The 19,573-nt window shown below is 70.1% G+C and carries 13 protein-coding genes and 1 pseudogene; 12 read left to right on the forward strand and 2 right to left on the reverse strand.

The window, feature by feature from the left end; translation table 11 throughout:
- Positions 1 to 199: 199 nt before the first annotated feature.
- From recC to DWG18_RS13985, 6 genes are all read left to right on the forward strand, one after another.
- On the forward strand, positions 200 to 3,517 hold the full coding sequence (recC, locus tag DWG18_RS13960; protein ID WP_162823866.1) for an exodeoxyribonuclease V subunit gamma: 3,318 nt from the start codon (positions 200 to 202) through the stop codon (positions 3,515 to 3,517).
- The gene (locus DWG18_RS13965; protein WP_115647751.1) at positions 3,514 to 7,122 is read left to right on the forward strand and encodes a UvrD-helicase domain-containing protein; all 3,609 of its coding nucleotides are present in this window, start codon (positions 3,514 to 3,516) and stop codon (positions 7,120 to 7,122) included. Before recC ends, DWG18_RS13965 begins: the two co-directional genes overlap by 4 nt.
- Positions 7,119 to 8,864 (forward strand): exodeoxyribonuclease V subunit alpha, encoded by a 1,746-nt coding sequence (gene recD / locus DWG18_RS13970; RefSeq protein ID WP_115647752.1) that lies wholly within the window; start codon positions 7,119 to 7,121, stop codon positions 8,862 to 8,864. The genes DWG18_RS13965 and recD overlap by 4 nt, the downstream gene beginning before the upstream one ends.
- Before the next feature lie 194 nt (positions 8,865 to 9,058).
- Positions 9,059 to 9,520, forward strand: coding sequence for a glycine zipper domain-containing protein (locus DWG18_RS13975; protein ID WP_115647753.1), 462 nt, complete (start codon positions 9,059 to 9,061; stop codon positions 9,518 to 9,520).
- A gap of 317 nt (positions 9,521 to 9,837) precedes the next feature.
- Positions 9,838 to 10,431 (forward strand): GTP cyclohydrolase I FolE, encoded by a 594-nt coding sequence (gene folE, locus DWG18_RS13980; protein ID WP_115647754.1) that lies wholly within the window; start codon positions 9,838 to 9,840, stop codon positions 10,429 to 10,431.
- 59 nt (positions 10,432 to 10,490) lie between these two features.
- Positions 10,491 to 11,612 (forward strand): flavodoxin family protein, encoded by a 1,122-nt coding sequence (locus DWG18_RS13985; RefSeq protein WP_115647755.1) that lies wholly within the window; start codon positions 10,491 to 10,493, stop codon positions 11,610 to 11,612.
- A 3-nt stretch (positions 11,613 to 11,615) separates the two neighbouring features.
- Here DWG18_RS13985 and DWG18_RS13990 read toward each other — a convergent pair whose 3' ends face one another.
- Positions 11,616 to 12,764 carry an aminotransferase class V-fold PLP-dependent enzyme gene (locus tag DWG18_RS13990; RefSeq protein ID WP_115647756.1) on the reverse strand — a complete coding sequence of 383 codons (1,149 nt, stop codon included), beginning with the start codon at positions 12,762 to 12,764 and terminating at the stop codon, positions 11,616 to 11,618.
- 75 nt (positions 12,765 to 12,839) lie between these two features.
- Here DWG18_RS13990 and egtB point away from each other — a divergent pair, with 75 nt between their 5' ends.
- The 6 genes from egtB to DWG18_RS14020 all read left to right on the forward strand — a co-directional run bounded on the left by egtB (position 12,840) and on the right by DWG18_RS14020 (position 19,227).
- Positions 12,840 to 14,129 (forward strand): ergothioneine biosynthesis protein EgtB, encoded by a 1,290-nt coding sequence (egtB, locus tag DWG18_RS13995; protein ID WP_115647757.1) that lies wholly within the window; start codon positions 12,840 to 12,842, stop codon positions 14,127 to 14,129.
- Positions 14,126 to 15,118 (forward strand): L-histidine N(alpha)-methyltransferase, encoded by a 993-nt coding sequence (gene egtD / locus DWG18_RS14000; RefSeq protein ID WP_115647758.1) that lies wholly within the window; start codon positions 14,126 to 14,128, stop codon positions 15,116 to 15,118. Before egtB ends, egtD begins: the two co-directional genes overlap by 4 nt.
- Complete coding sequence (locus DWG18_RS14005) at positions 15,115 to 16,113, forward strand: NAD(P)/FAD-dependent oxidoreductase (RefSeq protein WP_115647759.1); 999 nt, start codon at positions 15,115 to 15,117, stop codon at positions 16,111 to 16,113. Before egtD ends, DWG18_RS14005 begins: the two co-directional genes overlap by 4 nt.
- A 61-nt stretch (positions 16,114 to 16,174) precedes the next feature.
- Positions 16,175 to 16,666, forward strand: a complete 492-nt coding sequence (locus DWG18_RS14010) for a TspO/MBR family protein (protein WP_240318541.1) — start codon at positions 16,175 to 16,177, stop codon at positions 16,664 to 16,666.
- Between the two features lie 55 nt (positions 16,667 to 16,721).
- Positions 16,722 to 17,972 carry a TCR/Tet family MFS transporter gene (locus DWG18_RS14015; protein ID WP_115647760.1) on the forward strand — a complete coding sequence of 417 codons (1,251 nt, stop codon included), beginning with the start codon at positions 16,722 to 16,724 and terminating at the stop codon, positions 17,970 to 17,972.
- A 55-nt stretch (positions 17,973 to 18,027) separates the two neighbouring features.
- Positions 18,028 to 19,227 (forward strand): DNA topoisomerase IB, encoded by a 1,200-nt coding sequence (locus DWG18_RS14020; RefSeq protein ID WP_115647761.1) that lies wholly within the window; start codon positions 18,028 to 18,030, stop codon positions 19,225 to 19,227.
- Positions 19,228 to 19,232: 5 nt separating this feature from the next.
- On the opposite strand, the pseudogene DWG18_RS15615 reads toward DWG18_RS14020, so the two are convergent.
- Positions 19,233 to 19,418 (reverse strand): annotated as a pseudogene (locus DWG18_RS15615) (I78 family peptidase inhibitor); the annotation flags it as partial.
- Positions 19,419 to 19,573: the final 155 nt, after the last annotated feature.

The following is a 19,573-nucleotide window of genomic DNA, read 5'->3' on the forward strand; positions in this document are numbered from 1 at the left end:
AATGGGCCGGGAGTGCAGGCATTGTCGCAGGGCGGGCGCCGGCGCACCAATCGCGGCTGCAACGGCGTGTGCCGCGCCGGTCGACGCTGAATCTCCCGCACAAGCGAGACTCGCGACGTTCGCGTCGTTCCCGACGCACCGGGCGATGCCGCGAGCCGCGCATCTCACCCGCTGCGACGTCCTGCGGCAAGATGACCGGATGGCCGCGGCCTCCGATTTCCGCCTGTACCACTCGAATTCGCTGGAAATCCTCGCCGGACTGATGGCCGAGGAACTCCGGCGGCCGGCGGCTGGGCAGTCGCTGCTGACGCCCGACATCGTGGTCATCCCGCAGCCGTCCATGCGCCGCTGGCTGCAGGCCACGCTGGCGCAGGCGCATGGCGTCGCCGCGAACATCGTTTTCCTCACGCCGGGCGAGCTGGTCGCGCGCCTGCTCGACGCCAATGTCGACGGTCGCGATCAGGATCTCGATGCCGACGCCCTGCGCTGGCGGCTGTACGCGCTGCTGCAGGACGAGCGCACGATGCGCGATCCGGTGCTGCGCCCGTTGCGTGCGTACCTGTCGCCGGAGACGGGCGAGATCGATGCGCTGAAGGCGTGGTCGCTGGCCGGCGCGCTCGCCACGACGTTCGATCGTTACCAGGCCTGGCGTCGCGACTGGCTGCTCGCTTGGGACGCCGGCGCGTCGCCGCGCGATCCGCAGGCAGTGCTGTGGCGGCGCCTGGGCGCTGACCGCCCGCATCGCGCGCGCCGCATCCAGCGCTACCTCGAACGCTTCGGTGTCGACGGCGACGGGACGCCTGCCGGATTGCCCCCTCGACTATTCGTGTTCGCCACGCTCAATGTCTCGCCCGACACGCTGCGCGTGATCGCGAGCGCGTCGCGCGTCGGTCCGCTGCACTTCTACCTGCCGTCGCCGGTCGCCGCGTACTGGGGCGACGTGCGCACGCTGCCGCATCGCCTCGCACTCGGCGACGCCGCTGCGTTCGGCGACGTGCTCGACACCGACGACAACCCGCTGTTGCAGGCCTGGGGCGCGGCCGGTCGCGACTTCATGGCGGTGCTCGGCGGTTACGAGACCGTGCATCCGTCGTTCGACCTGCCGGCGTACGACGATCCCGAGGCGCGCGGTTTCGATGCATTGCGCGAGCCGCTGCTCGGGCGCATCAAGCGCGACCTGCTGCATCGTCGCCCCGTGCCGACGACACCGTGGCGCGCGACGCTCGACGTCACCGACGCCAGCCTGCAGGTGCATGCGGCACCGACGCGGCTGCGCGAAGTACAAGTGCTGCACGACCAGCTGCGCGCGCTGCTCGAGGACGCGCGTTTCGATCCACCGCTGGAGCCGCGCGAGATCGCCGTGCTCGCGCCGGACATCGACCCTTACCTGCCCTACATCGAAGCCGTCTTCGGTGGCGTGCACGGCCGCACCGACTTCATTCCCTATACCGTCGCCGACACCAGCCCGCTGGCCGACGAACCGCTGGCCGACGTGTTCTCGCGCCTGCTCGCGCTGCCGGTGTCGCGCCTCGGCCTGCACGAAGTACTGGACCTGCTCGCGACTCCCGCGATCGCGCAGCACGCGGGACTGGACCCTGCATCGCTCGACCGCCTGCGCGACTGGCTGCAGGCCGCCGGTGCGTGCTGGGGCCTCGACGCCGCGCATCGCGTCAAACACGGCGCGCCCGACGACGCTCTCTACACCTGGCAGTTCGCGCTCGACCGCCTGCTGATCGGTCATGCGACGGGTTCGGACGCGCTGCTCGGCGACGTCGCCGGTTTTCCCGAACTCGAAGGCAGCGACCTGGCTGCGCTCGACACGCTGATCGGTCTCGTCCGCGTTCTCGCGCGCTACGAGCGCGTGCTGTCGAACGCGATGACCGCCGAGCAGTGGCGCGAACGCCTGCTCGCGCTGCTTGCGGCGGTGTTGCCGGAACGTCCGCGCGACACCGCCGACGAGCGCGCGCTCGACCGCCTGCGCGCGCTGATCGACGACTTCGCTGATGCCGCGCGCCGTGCCGCGATGACCGCGCCGATCGAGCCCGAGGTCGTGCGTGCGCACTTCGACGCCAAGCTGGCCGAGCCCGACACGCGTGCGCCGTTGATGGGCGGCGGCGTCAGTTTCGGTCGCATGGTGCCGATGCGCCTCCTGCCGTTCCGCGCGATCTGCATCCTCGGCCTGAACGACGGCGACTTTCCGCGTCGCGATCCCGCGGGCGGTCTCAACCAGATTGCGCACGAACTCGACGGTCCGCACCGGCGTCGTGGCGACCGCTCGCTACGCGACGACGACCGCTTCATATTCCTGCAGTTGCTGGCGTCGGCGAACGACGTCTTCTACCTCAGCTACCTCGGCGCCGATCCCCACGACGGCAGCCTGCGTGAACCCTCGGCGCTGGTGCACGAGCTGCTCGACGTCGCGGCGGGTTATCACGCCGACGCACGGGACGCGCGCAAGCGTTTCGTCGTGCGCCATCCGCTGCAGCCGTTCTCCGCGGAAGCGTTCGGCGCGGACGGCCACGGCATCGAGCCGCGGCGTTTCAGCTACCGCGGCGAATGGCAGCAGGCTGCGCACACATCGCCGCTGCGGCGTCGCGAGCTGCCGCCGTGGATCGGCGCGCCGCTGCCGCACGCGGAACCGCCGACACGCGACGTCGCCTTGCGCGACCTTGCCGCATTCCTGCGCAGCCCGCCCGACGCCTTCCTGCGCCAGCGCCTGCAACTGCGCCTGCCCGACGCCGGCGCGCCGCTGATCGACGTCGAACCGCTGGTGCTGGAGCGCCGTGCCACCGATCTGCTGCGCGACGCGGTGTTCGACGCGCAGGTGAGCGGCCGCACGCAGCAGCTCGCACGTCGCCTGCAATCGCAGGGGCTGTTGCCTGCGGGCGTGTACGGCCAGCGCGTGCTCGACGAAGTCGTCCACGAGGTGCGCCCGTTCTCCGAACTGTTCACCGGCTGGCGTGGCGACGCGGGCGCGGACGATGTCGCGATCGACCTCGAACTCGGCGCGCAGCGTCTGCACGGCCGCCTGCGCGACGTGCATCCGCACGGCCTCGCGCGCCTGCGTTTCGGCGAGTTGAACGGTCCCACACAGATCGCGCACGGCCTCGACTGGCTCGCCGCCTGCGCGCTCGACCGCGCGATGCCGCTGGTGCAGTTCGCGCTGCACGACGGTCGCGTCGCCGCGGTCGAACGCGCACCGATCGCGGCAGCGCAGGCGCGCGATGTCCTCGCCATGCTGCTCGCACTGCGCGAAACCGGGCTCACCGAACCGCTTCCCTTCGGCGCCTACGCGGGCTGGGCCTGGTACGACGGCCAGGACGATCGCGCCTGGAAAGCCGCGCGCGAACGCTGGCTCAACGTACGTGGCTGGGCCGAAGGCGGGACGCCGGCGATGCAACTCGCCCTGCGCGGTCGCGATCCGTTCGCGCGCGAGGATGCGGCGGCGCGGTTCCAGGCGCTCGCGCGTCGCGTCTTCGACGCCGTGCTGCATGCACGCGCGGAGATCGACGCATGAGCATCGTCGACCTGCCGCCGCCCGATCTCGCCGCGCACGACGAAGTCGACCCGTTTCTCGATATGCCGCTGACCGGCATCCGCCTGATCGAGGCGAGCGCGGGCACGGGCAAGACATTCACGCTGGCGACGATCGTCACCCGCCTCGTCGTCGAGCGCGGCCTGCGCGTCGGCCAGATTCTCGCGGTGACGTTCACCGAAGCGGCGACACAGGAACTGCGCGAGCGCCTGCGTCGACGTCTGCAGCTTCTGGCGCGCGTCGCTTCGGGTGCAGCCGTCGAGGGTGACGAATCGGAAGTCGCGCTGTGTCGCGAACTCGTCGAACGCCAGCAGCGCGTCGAGGATCCGGTCGCGTTGCGACGCCGGCTGCAGCAGGCGGCGGCCGAGATCGATGCCGCAGCGGTGCACACCATCCACGGCTTTTGCACGCGCGTGCTCGCCGACCACGCGCTGGAAACCGGCGCGTCCTTCCACGACGCCGGCACACCGGGCGACGATCGCGCCCTGCTCGAGATCGTTGCGCACGACCTGTGGCGCACGCTCGCCGCCGACGCGGGCGATGCCGAACTGCTGGCGACGTGGTGGAGTTCGCCCGAAGCGCTCGCCGCCGATCTGGGCGAGCTGCTGCGCGCGACGGCGCTGCGTCCCGACGCACCGACGAGCACCGAATCGCCGATGCCGGCGCTGCACGTCGCCGCCGCTGCGCTGCGCGATGCCTGGCGCACACACGGTGTGGAGCTGCGTGGCGCGATCGAAGCCGCACTCGCCGGCAAGGTCCTGAGCGCGACCAGTTACAAGGTGCCGACACTCACCGCGTTGTACGACGCGCTCGATGGTTGGCGCGATGAAGACATCGCCGCGCCCGCCAAACTCGAGCTGCTGTCGACCGTCAAGCTCGCCGCCTGCACCAACAAGGGCAAGGATGCGCAGCGCCCGCAGTCGCCACTGTGCACTGCGGTCGATACGTATCTCGCGCGTCGCGCCGATTACGACACCTGGCTCGATGCACGCCGGCTCGCGTTGCTGCATCGCGTGCGCACGCTCGCCGGCAAGCAGCTCGCGCAGGTCAAGCGCCAGCAGCACCTGCGCAGCTTCGACGACCTGATCGACGACGTCGCCCGCGCACTCGACGGCCCGCACGGCCGCGCGCTCACCGCGCAGCTGCGGCGCCAGTACCGCGCGGCGCTGGTCGACGAGTTCCAGGACACCGATGCACGGCAGTGGTCGATCTTCCGCCGTGTCTTCGCGGACGACGCCGCCAACGCGCCGCTGCTGCTCGACGATGACGTCCATGTGGCACCGTTCCTCGCATTGATCGGCGACCCCAAACAGGCGATCTACGGGTTTCGTGGCGGCGACGTGCACACCTACTTGCGTGCACGTGACGTCGCCCAGCCGGCGCCGTCGCTGCTGCGCAATTTCCGCTCGCGGCCCGGCGTTTTGCGTGCGATCGAGCGGCTCTACGCGAACGGTGGGGAGACGGCGTTCGTCGACGCACGCATCCGCTTCCAGTCGGTGGATGCGGGGGGACGTCGCGGTGACGACGCATGCCTGCGCGATGGCGCACCGATGCCCGCGCTCACGATTCGCCGGCTGCCAGCGACGGTCGACGGCAAGCCGCTCGACGCCGACGCGTCGCGCCGTGACGCCACGCGCGCGTGTGCGGCCGCGATCCGCGATGCGCTCGCATCGGGCGCGGACGGAACGTTCACCGTCGATGGCCGCGCGGTCGAGCCGGGCGACATCGCCGTGCTGGTGCGCAAGCACGACGAGGCGCTGCGCATGCAGCGCGCACTCAGCGCTCTCGGCATTCCGGCGGTCACTGCGGGACGCGCCAGCCTGTTCGCGACGCCGCAGGCAATGGAACTGCTCGCGATATTCGACGCCCTGCTCGCGCCCGCCGACGTGCCACGTCTCAACGCCGCGCTCGCGACGGTCCTGATCGGCTTCGATGCCGCGCGCATCGACGCGCTGATGCGCGACGACGTCGCCCGCGCGCGTCAACTCGCGCACGCGCTGGCATGGCGCGAACGCTGGCTGCGCGCCGGCCCGCTCGCACTGGTCAACGAGCTGTGCTCGGCGAATGCACCGCGCCTGCTGGAACTCATCGACGGCGAGCGTCGCCTGTCGGACTTCATGCAGCTCGGAGAAGCGCTGCAGGACGCCGGGCAACGCGCGCTCGGGCCACAGGGTCTGGTCGACTGGCTGCGCGCCCGCATCGCCAGCGCCGACGATCGCGATCCCGAACAACAGCTGCGACTCGAATCCGATGCGCGCCGCGTGCAGATCCTCACCGTCCACAAGAGCAAGGGCCTCGAGTTCCCGCTGGTGTATCTCCCCTTCGCCGCGATCGGCAGCGCCGCGAAATCGCCGCGCTGGTGCAACGTGCACGATGGCGACACGCGCGTGCTCGACCTGCAGCCCGACGATGCCTGCAAACGCCAGTGGCGTGACGACGAAGCCGCCGAGGACGCGCGCCTGCTCTACGTCGCCCTGACTCGCGCCGAACACGCGCTCTGGCTGTGCACAGGGCCGCTGTATGCGCAGGCGTCGACGCCGCTCGCGAAGCTGCTCGGGGATATCGATGCGCTCGCCGATGGCGATGTGGTCATCGAAGACGGCCCGGTGGATGGGGTCGAGCGGATGCTGATGGCTGGCGACCGCACGGCGCAGCCGCCGCGCGCCCGCACGGCACGGCGCACGCTCGCGCGCGACTGGGCGGTCTACTCCTTCAGCGCGCTCGCGCGCCTCGGCAGCGGCAGCGTGGAAACGCTGTTGCCGCGCGATGAGCGCGCGGCTGCGCCGGACGAACCGCTGCCGGCCGCTGCGCCGCTCGACGTCGCCGCCGAACTCGTCGCCGCGGCCGCCGACGATCCACGCTTCGCCGGCGCACGCTTCGGCGACGTGGTGCATGCCGCGTTCGAGACGGTCGACTTCGCGGCATGGCGCGGCTGGCGCGAGGGTCCGCCACCGAGCGGTCAGTCGGACGCGCTGGTCGACGCGTTCCGCGGCGAAGGCTATTCGCAGGCCGAGATCGACGACGGCCTGCCGCTGCTCGCCGCCCTCGTCGGCCACACGCTCACCGTCGCACTGCCCGAAGGCGCGCGCCTGTGCGACGTGCCGGCGGACGCGCGTCGCGCCGAAATGGAATTCCATTTCGCACTCGACCACGTCGGCGTCGACGCGCTGCTCGCCACGGTGCAGGCGCACGGCCTGCTCACCGCGCGCGAAGGCTTCGGCGCACGACGCACGCTCGATGGCCTGATGACCGGCAAGATCGACCTGATCTACACGCACGGCGACCGCTACTTCGTGCTCGACTACAAGACCAATCGCCTGCCCGACTACGCACCCGCGTCGCTGGCTCGTGCCATGCACGACGGCGAGTACACGCTGCAGGCCGCGATCTACACGCTCGCGCTGCATCGCTGGTTGCGCTTCCGGCTCGGCGCGGCCTACGACTACGAGCGCGACATGGGCGGTCTGCGCTACGTGTTCTGCCGCGGTGTCGATGCGCGTCGCGCGTCGTCGCCCGGCGTGTATGCCGATCGTCTGCCGTTCGCGTTGATCGATGCGCTCGATCGCCTGTTCGGAGGCGTGGCATGAGCCTGCTCGATACGCTCCAGCGAAGTGGTGCGGTGCGGCCGATCGATCTCGCACTCGCGCATGCGTTGCAGCGCGTGGATGGCGCCGTCGCCGAGCCGGTGCTGGTGGCGGCCGCGCTGGCGTCGTATGCGGTGGCCCAAGGGCATGCCGCGTTCGATCTCGACGGCGCGCGCGATCTGGTCGAAGGGACGATCGACTGGCCCGATACGATGGACTGGCGCGAGGCGCTCGCCGCCTGCACGTGGATCGCGAAGCCGGATGCCGACGTCGAGAGCGATGCCGCCGCGCCGCTCGTCGTCGAACAGGGCCGCGTCTACCTGCGCCGCTATCGCGAATACGAGCGACGCCTGGCGATCGCGCTGACGCGGTTGAGCGCTGCGACGATTCCGCCTGCACTCGCCGATATCGATGCGTTGCATGCACGGCTTTTCCCGCAGCGCGACGCCGGCGACGCGCAGGCCGAGGCGGCGCGCCGCGCGCTCGAGTCGCCGGTGCTGCTGGTCACCGGCGGCCCCGGCACCGGCAAGACCACCACGATCGCGCGCGTGCTCCTGCTGCTGGCCGCGCAGGCGCGTGCGACCGGCGCCGCGCCGCTGCGCATCGCGCTGGCCGCGCCCACCGGCCGCGCCGCCGATCGCATGGCCGGCAGCGTGCGCCGCATCGCCGACGACCTGCGCGGTGCGGGCATCGACGCCGAACTTTGCGATGCGCTGCCCACCACCGCGTCGACGCTGCACCGCCTGCTGGGTCTGGTGCCCGGGCAGACGCGCGCGCGCTTCGATGCGAAACAGCCGCTTCGCGTGGATGTGCTGGTGGTCGACGAAGCGTCGATGGTCGACCTGCCGCTGATGTGCAAGCTGGCGGAAGCCTTGCCGACCGGCGCGCGCCTGCTGCTGCTCGGTGATCGCGACCAGCTGCCGTCGGTCGAGGCGGGCGACGTGCTCGCCGCGCTCGCCGACGCAGCCGATGTGGCGCCATCCCCGCGCACGCCGCTCGCGGGCCGTCGCGCGCATCTCGATCGCGGTTACCGGCAGACCGACGCGCTGCGGCTCGAACCGGTCGCCGACGCCGTGCGCCGCGGCGATGTCGATGCGACGCTAGCGCGCCTGCGGGGCGGAGCGAGCGGCGTGACGTTCCACGAGGACGCGCTCGATCCACTGACACCGTCCCTGCGTGAGCAGCTGCTGGCGCCTTGGCGCGAACTGCGCGATTGCACGGATCCGCGCGAAGCACTCGCGCGCGTCAATCGCACGCGCCTGCTCACCGCGCTGCGCGACGGACCGCAGGGTGCGACGCAACTCAATGCCCGTATCGAGGCCGCGCTCGCCGGCACGCAGCGCGAGACCTACTTCCCCGGCCGCCTGTTGATGATCACCGAGAACAGCACGCGCCACGGCCTGTTCAACGGCGACGTGGGCGTCTGCCTGCGCGATGACGACGGCACGCTGCTGGCATGGTTCGAAGGCGCCGATGGCGTGCGCGCCTTTCCGCCGGGCGCGCTGCCGGCGCATACCGGCGGGTTCGCGATCACTGTGCACAAGGCGCAGGGCTCGGAGTTCGATCGCGTCTGGCTGCAGTTGCCGGCGGTCGACACGCGCGTGCTGTCGCGCGAACTGCTCTACACCGGCATCACGCGTGCACGCAGCACGCTGCACGTGCTCGGGCCGGCGTCGGCGATCGCGTCCGCGCTGTCGCGCCATGCGCGGCGCGTTTCCGGCCTCGCGCGTCGACTCGGTGCGTAGAACGCGAGTCGCGCGCAAGACCATCTCGGATCAAGGCCGCGTCAATGAATGCGCGCAGCGTCGCGCGTTAAGCGGCCATTTTCCAAAACGACGCATTTCTTCACTCGCGATGTACCGGTCGCTGCACACAGTCGTTGCGCCGCAGCGAATGCGCTGCCGGTCCTTCCCCACGTAGAAGAACACGGAGTCCAACGATGAGCGATGTCAAGAAAGACCATAACCTCGGTTCCGGCACGGGCGCAGTGGCGGGTGCCCTCACGGGTGCAGCAGTCGGTTCGGCCGCGGGCCCGGTCGGCAGCCTCGTCGGTGCGGTCGCCGGTGGCGTGATCGGTTCCAAGGCGGGCGACTCGATCGCCGAAGCCGTGAATCCGACGGGCTACGAGAAGCACTTCCAGGACACCTACACGAAGACGCCGTACTACAACAGCTCGCGCGACTGGAACGACTACCAGCCCGCGTACAAGTACGGCTACGACACTTACGGCGAGTATCGCGGCAAGCAGTTCGACTCGGTCGAGCCGGAACTCGAGCGCAAGTGGGACGCCACGAAGGGCAACTCGCGTCTGGCGTGGGACGAAGCCCGCGGCGCGGTGCGCGACGGCTGGCACCACATCGAGCGCGCCATCCCGGGCGACGCGGACAACGACGGCCGTTAAGAGGCGGCTTGCGCGGCATAGCCGCGCAGCCTCGCAACGCGCGGCGCGTGCTACGCGCCGCAGGAGTTCGAAGACCCGCCGCATCAGGGCGAATCATCGAAATCCGTCACCGGGAGTCACCACCGGTCGCCGCACGCGCCACGCGCGGCGACCGGTTTCTGCTCCAAACGCTGCGACTGCTACCCGCAGCACGAAGGCCGGCCTCGTCGCCGGCCTTCTTCTTTTTCGACGCGGCGGGACGCCGCATTCCGCGCGCGCCGCGCCTCGCGTCCGGCCGCCCGCGGTACGATGCGCGCGTTCACGAGCAGGACGTTCCCATGGCCGACACCGACAAGCCCTCCCGCGAAGACGCCGAAGCCGCGGTCCGCACACTGTTGCGCTGGGCGGGCGACGATCCCGATCGCGAGGGACTGCTCGATACGCCGCGTCGCGTGGTCAAGGCCTACGGCGACTGGTTCAGCGGCTACGACACGTGTCCGCGCACCTATCTCGAGCGCACGTTCGAGGAAGTGGCCGGCTACGACGAGATGGTCGTGCTGCGCGACATCGACTTCGAAAGCCACTGCGAGCACCACATGGCGCCGATCATCGGCCGCGCCCATGTCGGCTATCTGCCGAACGGCAAGGTCGTCGGCATCAGCAAGCTCGCGCGCGTGGTGGAGAGCTTCGCGCGGCGCTTCCAGGTGCAGGAGAAGATGACCGCGCAGATCGCCGAAGTCATCGACCGCGTGCTGCAGCCCAAGGGCGTCGCCGTCGTCGTCGAGGCCACGCACGAATGCATGACCACGCGCGGCGTGCACAAGCGTGGCGTGAGCATGGCGACGTCGACCATGCTCGGCGCGTTCCGCGACGACGCGCGCACGCGCGCCGAATTCCTGCAGTTCATCCGCAACGGTCAGCCCCACCGCTGACCGCGACCGCGCGTTCACCGCCCGCCGCGTCCACTCGGCGGACTCACGGAGCACGCGCGATGGACGAGCCGCCGCAGTCCCAGCAGAAGACCGTCCCGACGCCGGGGGAGATCGCGCGCGACGTGCGCCGTCGCCAGGCGGACCCGTCGCTCGATCGCGAGGCCTTCCGCGACCGCTTCCGCGCGATGTTCGACGACCCCGCGTTCGAAAAGGACACCGACGCCTTCACGCGTTTCGAGGCGATCGCCTGGGACGGCTTTAACGCCTACCGCAAGTCGCCGCGCACCGCGAAGGCGGGACCGGAATTCGCCGATCCCGAGTACGACCTGTCGACCGAATGGCGTGCGACCCGCGATGCGCTGATCGAGATCGGACGCAGGCAGTGCGATCCCTCGACGCCGCGTCGCATCCTGCTGGTGTGCGCCTCACCGCGCAGCGAACACACCTGCCCCGGCGAGAGTTCGAAGACATGGCGCCTGCTCGAAGCCGTGCGCGACGTGGTGCGCGATGCGGGCGTCGAAGTCGACGTGCTCGAACTCAATCGGCTCACCTCCGAGTACGGCAAGCGCATCTTTCCGTGCAAGGGCTGCGTGTCGACGGCGATGCCGCTCTGCCACTGGCCGTGCTCGTGCTATCCGAATCACGCGATGGCGCAGGCGCCGGACTGGATGGCGGAGATCTATCAGCTGTGGACGGCCGCGCACGGCGTGGTGATCGTGACGCCGGTTCACTGGAACCAGGTGCCGACAGTGTTGAAGCTGATGATGGATCGCCTGGTCTGTGCCGACGGCGGCAATCCCGATCCCACGCGGACGCACGGCAAGGACCCCCAGCGCGCGAAGCAGCTCGAACTCGACGGCTGGGACTATCCGAAGCATCTTGCCGGCCGCGCCTACGGCGTCGTCGTCCACGGCGACACCGAAGGCACGAAGAACGTCCGTCACGCGCTGTGCGACTGGCTCGGCGCGATGGAGCTGGTCGATGCGGGCGCCACGTCGCAACTGGATCGCTACATCGGTTACTACGAACCGTATGCGACCAGCCACCGCGCACTGGATGCCGACGAAGCCATGATCGAAGAAGCGCGCAACGTGGCGCGTGCGGTTGTCACGCGCGTCATGCAGTTGCGTGACGGCATCGACGAAGCGGATACCGGTCTCCCACAGCCGCGCATGAAGTGACGCTCAGTGCGCGCCGATGATCGCGTCGGCGACACGGTCGATGTCGGCCTCGCCGATGTGCAGGTGCGGGGCGAGCCGGAACACGCGATCGCGTTCGATGCACGCGACGCCCGCACTGGCGAGCGCGGCGCGCACGGCGTCGACGCGACCGGCCGGCGGCGCCAGCCCGAGCAGATGGGGCGACGATGGTTCGACGTACCACGCCGCAAGCCCTGCCTCGGCGAGATGGCGTTTCAGTCGATCGAGCAGCGCGCCGAGACCGGCGGAGATCGCGGATGGCGTCCACGCCAGCACGTCGTGCAGGCCGGCCCCGGCGATCGCGAGGCGTAGTGGATCCGCGATCTCGCCGCCGTCGAAGCGTCGTGCACCGGGGCGATACGGCGGCGCGTGTGCGCTGTCGAAGCGCCACGCCAGCGCGGGCGCACGGCCCTGCCAGTGCTGCTCGAGCGGCACGAGCCGTTCGCGCCATTCCGGTGAGACCCAGAACGCGCAATGGCCTTTGTGGCCGAGCAGCCACTTGTAGCCGACGCTCATCGCGAAGGCGGGGCGCCAGCGTTCGACGTCGCAGGGCAACACGCCCAGGCTCTGGCTGAGGTCGAGCACCACCGGCACACCGCGCGCCTGCGCGCCCATCGCGACGCGATCGAGATCGAGCAGGCGGCCGTCGCGCCAGTGCGCGTTCGACAGCACCAGCACGCTGGGCGTCGCGTGCTCGATCAGATCCAGGAAGCCCTGCGTCGCGTTCTCGCGCGCCACCGCGTGCACGCGCGCGCCGACCGCCGCACAGCGCGCCTGCCAAGGCAGCAGCGCCGACGGGAACTCACCGTCGACGATTCCGACGACGTCGCCCGCGCGCAGCGGCCAGCCGGCGGCGATCGTCGACATCGCATGCGCGACCGACGGCACGATCGCGACCGCATCGGGGTCGGCGACGCCGTCGACGCGGAACAGCCGCGACATCTGCGCGCGGACGTGTTCGATGTCGGCCTCCCAGTCGGCGAAGGAGAGACGCCACGGCGCGGCCTGCTCCGCCCACGCGCGCTGCAGGGCGGCGTCGACGCCGCGCGTTCGTGGCGCGTTCGAAGCGGTATCCAGGTAGATCGCGCCCTCGGGAATCAGGAAGGCGGCGCGCACGTCGGGCGGCAGGCTCATGCGCCTACTGTAGGCGGGCCATCGTCGTCGCGCGCCCGTCACTTGGCCGTCGCGGTCGCTTCGTAGGCTTTCGGGATGCCCACGTCCACCGACCTGTCGCCTGCCCTCCGGCAGGCCGAAGCCTGCACCGCCGATGCATTGGCGGCGCGGTACAGCGCGGTGCGGGAACGCAGCATCGAGCTCGCCGCGCCGGTGTCCGCCGAGGACGCCATGGTGCAGTCGATGCCCGATGCGAGTCCGACCAAGTGGCATCTCGCGCACACCACCTGGTTCTTCGAGACCTTCGTGCTGGCGACGCTGCCGGGGTATCGGCTGGTCGACGAGGCGTGGCAGGTCCTGTTCAACAGCTACTACCAGAGCGTCGGCCCGCAGCATGCGCGACCGATGCGCGGCGTGCTGTCGCGGCCGTCGCTGGCGCAGGTGCTCGACTACCGCGCACGGATCGATGCCCGCGTCGCCGACGCATTCGCGCGCGACGAATTCGACGTCGCGCTGCGTCGACGCATCGAACTCGGCCTGCACCACGAGCAGCAGCATCAGGAACTGCTGCTCACCGACATCCTGCACGCGCTGTCCTGTAATCCACTGCGACCGGCGTATCGCGACGACCTCCCGGCGTCGCACGCCACTGCCGGCCCGTTCGACTGGGTGACGTTCGACGAAGCGGTCGTCGACATCGGCCGGCCGCGCTGGCCCGAGGATCCCGACTTCGCGTTCGATCTCGAGTCGCCGCGGCATCGTGCGCTTCTGGGCGCGTACGCACTGGCGACGCGGCCCGTCACCTGCGGCGAGTTCCGCGACTTCATCCGCGACGGCGGCTATGGGACGCCGACCCTGTGGCTGAGCGAGGGCTGGGCGCGCGTACAGGCCGAGGACTGGCAGCGCCCGCTGTACTGGATCAACGACGAGACGCAATTCGGACTCGCCGGCGTGCGCGCGATCGACGACAACGCGCCCGTGTCACAGCTCAGCTACTACGAGGCCGACGCGTTCGCGCGCTGGGCGGGCGCGCGGCTGCCGACCGAATTCGAATGGGAGCGCGCGGCGCAGCAGCGAGAGGTCGACGGCAACTTCGTCGAATCAGGACGGCTGCACCCCGTGGGCGACGCACGCGATGGCCTGCGCCAGTTGTTCGGCGACGTCTGGGAATGGACGTCGTCGTCATTCCTGCCGTATCCCGGCTTCCGCCCGTGGGACGGCGCACTGGGCGAGTACAACGGCAAGTTCATGGTGGGCCAGCAGGTGCTGCGCGGTGGCAGCTGCGCCAGCCCGCGCGACCACCTGCGCGCCGCGTACCGCAACTTCTTCCCGCCGCATGCGCGCTGGCAGTTCAGCGGCCTGCGCCTCGCGAAGGATCCCGCATGAACCTGCTCGACACCCGCCTCCAGCGCGCGACGTTGACGCCGACGCTGCTCGACCTCTGCCCCACGCCCGACGACCTGCGCGGCGACGTGCTCGCCGGCCTGGCGTCGACGCCGAAGACGCTGTCGTCGAAATACTTCTACGACGCGCGCGGTTCGGAGCTGTTCGAGGCGATCACGCGCCAACCCGAGTACGACCTCACGCGCGTCGAGATTGCGCTGCTGCAGGACGTGATGCCGCAGGTCCGCGATGCGGTCGGCGGCGATGCGCACGTCGTGGAATATGGCAGCGGCAGCGGGCGCAAGACGCAGCTGCTGCTCGCGGGTCTCGATTCGCCGGTGGCGTACACGCCGGTCGAGATCTCGCGCGAGATGCTGCTGGCGTCGACGCAGCGCCTCGCGCAGGCGTTTCCCGATGTGCAGATGCTGCCCGTCTGCGCCGACTTCACCCAGCCGGTGCCGGTGCCGCCGTCGCTGATGCCGGCCGCGCGGTCACTCGTGTTCTTCCCGGGTTCCACGTTGGGCAATTTCGATGATGTGCAGTCGCTCGACCTGCTGCGCGCCATGCGCGAGACCATGGGCGACGACGGCGCGGCGCTGATCGGCCTCGACCTGGTCAAGGACGTCGCCGACATGGAGGCCGCGTACAACGACGCCGCCGGCGTCACCGCCGAGTTCACCCTCAACCTGCTCGCGCGACTCAACCGTGAGCTCGACGCCGACTTCCATCTCGACGCGTTCGCGCATCGTGCGGTGTGGTCGGCGCGCAACAGCCGCATCGAGACGTCGATCGTCAGCCGGCGCGCGCAGGTCGTGCACGTGGCCGGGCACGCATTCGCATTCGACGCGGACGAAGCCATCGCCGTCGAGATCTCGCACAAATACACCGACGCGTACTTCGACGATCTGGCACGGCGCGCAGGCCTGCGCGTGGTGCGTCGATGGAATGCACCCGCGAGCCGCTTCGGCCTGCGCCTGCTCGAGAGCGCATGAGCGACGCCGACGACGTTCTCGACTGCCTGATCATCGGCGCCGGGCCGGGCGGCCTGACGGCCGCGACGTATCTGGTGCGCTATCACCGGCGCATCCTCGTCGTCGACGCCGGCAAGAGCCGTGCGCGCTGGATTCCGACCAGCCACAACTGCCCCGGGTTTCCACGCGGCGTCGCCGGCACCACGCTGCTGGCGCAGCAGCGCGAGCAGGCCGTCGGCTACGGCGCGACGATCGAGGACGGCTGCATCGCGCAGCTGCGTCGCGACGGCGACGCGTTCGAAGCCGTCGCCGCGGATGGCCGCCGCTGGCGCGCGACCTACGTGATCCTGGCGACCGGCATCGTCGACGTGATGCCGCCGCTGGACGATCTGGAAAACGCGATCGCGTCTGGCGCGGTGCGTCTGTGTCCGGTCTGCGACGGCTACGAAGCCAGCGACTGCCGCGTCGCCGTGTACGGGCCGGTCGATTCGACGATCAGCCACGCGCTGTTCCTGCGCACGTTCTCCGACGATGTGACCGTGGTCGCCAGCAACGAGGAGCCCGCGTCCGACGACTGCCTCGAGCAGGCACGCCGCGCCGGCATTCCGGTGCATCCGATGCCGGCGAAACTCGCGTTCGACGACGGCAAGAGCGTGGTGCGTTTCGCCGACGGCAAGGACGAAGCCTTCGACACGCTGTATCCGACGCTGGGCAGCACACCGAACAACGATCTCGCCGTGCAGCTCGATCTCGAACTCGACGACTGCGGCGAGATCGTCGTCGGCGAGGACCAGCAGACCAGCGTCGACGGTATTTACGCGGTCGGCGACGTGGTGAGTGCGCTGAACCAGATCGCGGTCGCGGTCGGGCATGCCGCGATCGCCGCGACGAAGATCCACAACCGCCTGCCGCGCAACTGGCGCGAGCGGCCGGAGCTGCAGGGGCCGAGTGCGCAGGACCTGCCGTCTCCGCCGGGAACGGTGGCGGCGGCGACGCCGAAAGCGGTGCGGGACTGAGGCGCCGAGCGGGCGCGCGTCACGCCCGCGGCGCAGAACATCATCAGAACGGGGAGAGGCGATGTCGAACACGATCAGGATGCATCCGGTCGCGGGCTTCGTGGCATGGATGGCGGTGACCTTCGTCGCGGCAGCGGCGGGCGCGGCGGCATCGGTGGATGCCGCGCCGTTCTATGCGGCGCTCGTGCGCCCGTCATGGGCACCGCCGTCCGGCCTGTTCGGGCCCGTTTGGACGCTGCTGTACGCGCTGATGGGCGTGGCGGTGTGGTGGGCGTGGCGACACGGCGCATCGCGTCGCGTGCTCGGGTTGTACGTCGTGCAACTGGTCGCCAATGCGCTGTGGAGCTGGCTCTTCTTCGCGTGGCACCGCGGCGCACTCGCCTTCGTCGACATCCTGGTGCTGTGGTGCCTGATCGTCGCGACGGCCGTCGGCCTCTGGCGTGTGCGGCCCCTCTCCGGTGCCCTGCTGCTGCCTTACCTAGCCTGGGTGACGTTCGCGTCCGCGCTGAACTGGGCGGTCTGGCACCTCAATCCGGCCGTCCTCGGCGCGTAGCGCGGGCGTCGTGTCCCGGCGCTAGACTGCACCGACCTTTTCGACTCGAACTGCCGTGGACGCCCAACCGTCGCCCGCGCGCCGCGCCGCGCTCGCCTTCATCTTCGTCACCGTGCTGATCGACGTGCTGTCGTTCGGTCTGATCATTCCCGTGCTGCCGCACCTGGTGCAGCAGCTCAATGGCGGCGACACCGAACACGCGGCCTACTGGGTCGGCATCTTCGGCATGGTCTTCGCGGCCGTGCAGTTCCTGTCGTCGCCGGTGCAGGGCGCGCTGTCGGATCGCTTCGGGCGTCGCCCGGTCATCCTGATTTCGTGCCTGGGCCTCGGGCTGGACTTCATCTTCATGGCGCTGGCGCCGACGCTGGCGTGGCTGATGGTCGGCCGCATCATTTCTGCGATCACCTCGGCGAGCTTCACCACCGCGAACGCCTACATCGCCGACATCACGCCGGCGGACCAGCGCGGCAAGGCGTTCGGCATGATCGGCGCGGCGTTCGGCTTGGGCTTCATCATCGGTCCGCTGATCGGTGGCGTGCTGGGCGGCATCAACCTGCGCTATCCGTTCTGGGGCGCGGCGATCCTCGCACTGTGCAACTTCACCTACGGCGCGTTCGTGCTGCCGGAGTCGCTGGCGCCGGAAAAGCGCGCCGCGCGTTTCGACTGGTCGCAGCTGCGTCCGTTCGCGTCGCTGGCGCTCGTGCGCCGCTATCCGCAGATCACCGACCTCATCGTGATCATGCTGCTGGCGGCGTCCACGCACTACGTCTACCAGAGCACCTTCGTGCTGTACGGCGACGTGCGCTACGGCTGGGGCCCGGCCGGCGTGAGCTACGTGCTCGCGGTGGTGGGCGTGCTCAGCGTGATCGTCAACGCGCTGCTGGTCGGTCGCATGATCAAGCGCTTCGGCGAGCAGCGTGCGATGACCATTGGCCTCGCCTGCGGTGTCATCGGTTTCGCCATCTACGGTGCAGCGGCAAAGCCGTGGCTGTTCTATCTCGGCCTGCCGATCAGTGCGTTGTGGGCGGTGTCGCAACCGGCGGCGCAGGCGCTGATGACGCGCGAAGTGGGCGCGGACGTACAGGGTCGCCTGCAGGGCGCGATCATGAGCCTGGTCAGCCTGATCGGCATCGTTGCACCGATGACCTATGCGGGCACGTTCGGCTTCTTCATCGGCAAGCGCGCGCCGGTGCATCTGCCGGGCGCCGCGTTCTTCCTCGCGGCGACCGTGCTCAGCGTCGCCTGGCTGATCGCGCTGCGGCATGCGCGCCGCCACGCGGCGGCCGCGGAACCCGCCGCCGCCTGAACGATCGCGACCGGTTGGCGCGTCCTTGACGAGGGCGTGCCGATGCTCGGTCGTCATGAGTGTTCCTGCGCCCACACCCGAAAGCGCGCGCGCCGCGCGCGAGGCCGGACTGGTCTACGTCAGCGATGCCGAACCCGGCATCCGTCGCCGCAAGAAGGGCGACGGCTTCAGCTACGTCGACATCGACGGCAAGACGATCAGCGATGAGGCCACGCTCGCGCGCATTCGTGCGCTCGCGATTCCGCCCGCCTACACCGACGTGTGGATTTGCACCGATCCCGATGGCCACCTGCAGGCGACCGGGCGCGATGCAAAAGGCCGCAAGCAGTACCGCTACCACGCGGACTGGGCGGCGGTGCGCGGCGACGGCAAGTTCGAACGCATCATCGCGTTCGGCGAGGCGCTGCCCAAGCTGCGGCGTCGCCTGTCGAAGGATCTGAAGCTGCCCGGCTTTCCGCGCGACAAGGTGCTCGCGATCGTGGTGTCGGTGATGGCGCGTACGCTGATCCGCGTGGGCAACGACAGCTACGCGCGCAGCAACCGGTCGTTCGGGCTGACCACGCTGCGCAACCGGCATGTCGGCTTCCTCCGCGGCGGGCGCGCGAAGTTCGCGTTTCGAGGTAAGTCCGGCCTGGAGCACGAGATCGTGCTCGACGACGCGAATCTGGTGAAACTGGTCAAGCACTGCCAGCAGCTGCCGGGGCAGTCGCTGTTCCAGTACCTCGACGACGACGGCGCGACGCAGCCCGTGGGCTCCGCGCAGGTCAACGACTACCTGCGCGATGCGCTGGGCGAAGCGTTCACAGCGAAGGACTTCCGCACCTGGGGCGGCACGCTCGCGGCGATCGAGAAATTCGAAGCCATCGACGTGCCCGAGGACGCGAGCGAGCGCGCTCTGGCATCGATCGAGAAGCAGGTGCTCACCGAGGTGGCGGACGTGCTCGGCAATACGCCGGCGGTGTGCCGCAAGGCCTACGTCGACCCGGCCGTGTTCGAAGGTTGGCGTAGCGGGCGACTTCGGCAGTTCACCGAGGGCGCGCGCAGTGGTCGAAGCTGGGAACTCGCCGCCCTGCGCTTCCTGCGTGATGCGCGCCGTCGTGCCGCGGCCGAATCGCGTGCGGCGAAGAAGGCGCTGCGCACCACGCGGCGCCGCACGCGTGCGGGTGCCGAACAGGCGCCGAGACGGGCGACGCGCACGCGCGCCCGCTCACCGCAGGCGCCGGTCACCCAGCAGGGTGCGGCGCCCCCGGTGTAGCGGACTCAGCCGCAGGTGATGGCGAGGATCACGTTCGCGCCATCGACACGCACGTTCAGCCGCACCGCGCTGTATTCCATCGTGACCATCTGGCCAGGCTTCAGCACGCGCACCACCTGCGCGCCGGCCCGCAAGCGGGCGGCCTCGACGTTCTGCGGCGTGGCCGGCTGGCCGACGTACGACTGCGCGGCGTCAGCATGGCACTGCGCGGCGGCGTTCGGCGGTAACGGATCGGACATGGGCGGCGCGGTCGGCGTGGAAGTGCAGGCGGCAAGGATGACGGCGAGCGACAGCAGCGGGGCCATGCGGACGAAGCGATTCATGCGAACTCCGGCAGTCGAAAACG

It is taken from the genome of Lysobacter sp. TY2-98 (assembly GCF_003367355.1).
Classification (GTDB): domain Bacteria; phylum Pseudomonadota; class Gammaproteobacteria; order Xanthomonadales; family Xanthomonadaceae; genus Cognatilysobacter.

Bases quoted from the DNA above. Each gene is read 5' to 3' on its own strand.
- folE (WP_115647754.1), top strand. From the start codon at position 9,838: ATGGCCGACACCGACAAGCCCTCCCGCGAAGACGCCGAAGCCGCGGTC.
- DWG18_RS13985 (WP_115647755.1), top strand. From the start codon at position 10,491: ATGGACGAGCCGCCGCAGTCCCAGCAGAAGACCGTCCCGACGCCGGGG.
- DWG18_RS14005 (WP_115647759.1), top strand. From the start codon at position 15,115: ATGAGCGACGCCGACGACGTTCTCGACTGCCTGATCATCGGCGCCGGG.
- DWG18_RS13975 (WP_115647753.1), top strand. From the start codon at position 9,059: ATGAGCGATGTCAAGAAAGACCATAACCTCGGTTCCGGCACGGGCGCA.
- recC (WP_162823866.1), top strand. From the start codon at position 200: ATGGCCGCGGCCTCCGATTTCCGCCTGTACCACTCGAATTCGCTGGAA.
- DWG18_RS14020 (WP_115647761.1), top strand. From the start codon at position 18,028: ATGAGTGTTCCTGCGCCCACACCCGAAAGCGCGCGCGCCGCGCGCGAG.
- DWG18_RS13965 (WP_115647751.1), top strand. From the start codon at position 3,514: ATGAGCATCGTCGACCTGCCGCCGCCCGATCTCGCCGCGCACGACGAA.
- egtB (WP_115647757.1), top strand. From the start codon at position 12,840: ATGCCCACGTCCACCGACCTGTCGCCTGCCCTCCGGCAGGCCGAAGCC.
- recD (WP_115647752.1), top strand. From the start codon at position 7,119: ATGAGCCTGCTCGATACGCTCCAGCGAAGTGGTGCGGTGCGGCCGATC.
- egtD (WP_115647758.1), top strand. From the start codon at position 14,126: ATGAACCTGCTCGACACCCGCCTCCAGCGCGCGACGTTGACGCCGACG.
- DWG18_RS14010 (WP_240318541.1), top strand. From the start codon at position 16,175: ATGTCGAACACGATCAGGATGCATCCGGTCGCGGGCTTCGTGGCATGG.
- DWG18_RS13990 (WP_115647756.1), bottom strand. From the start codon at position 12,764: ATGAGCCTGCCGCCCGACGTGCGCGCCGCCTTCCTGATTCCCGAGGGC.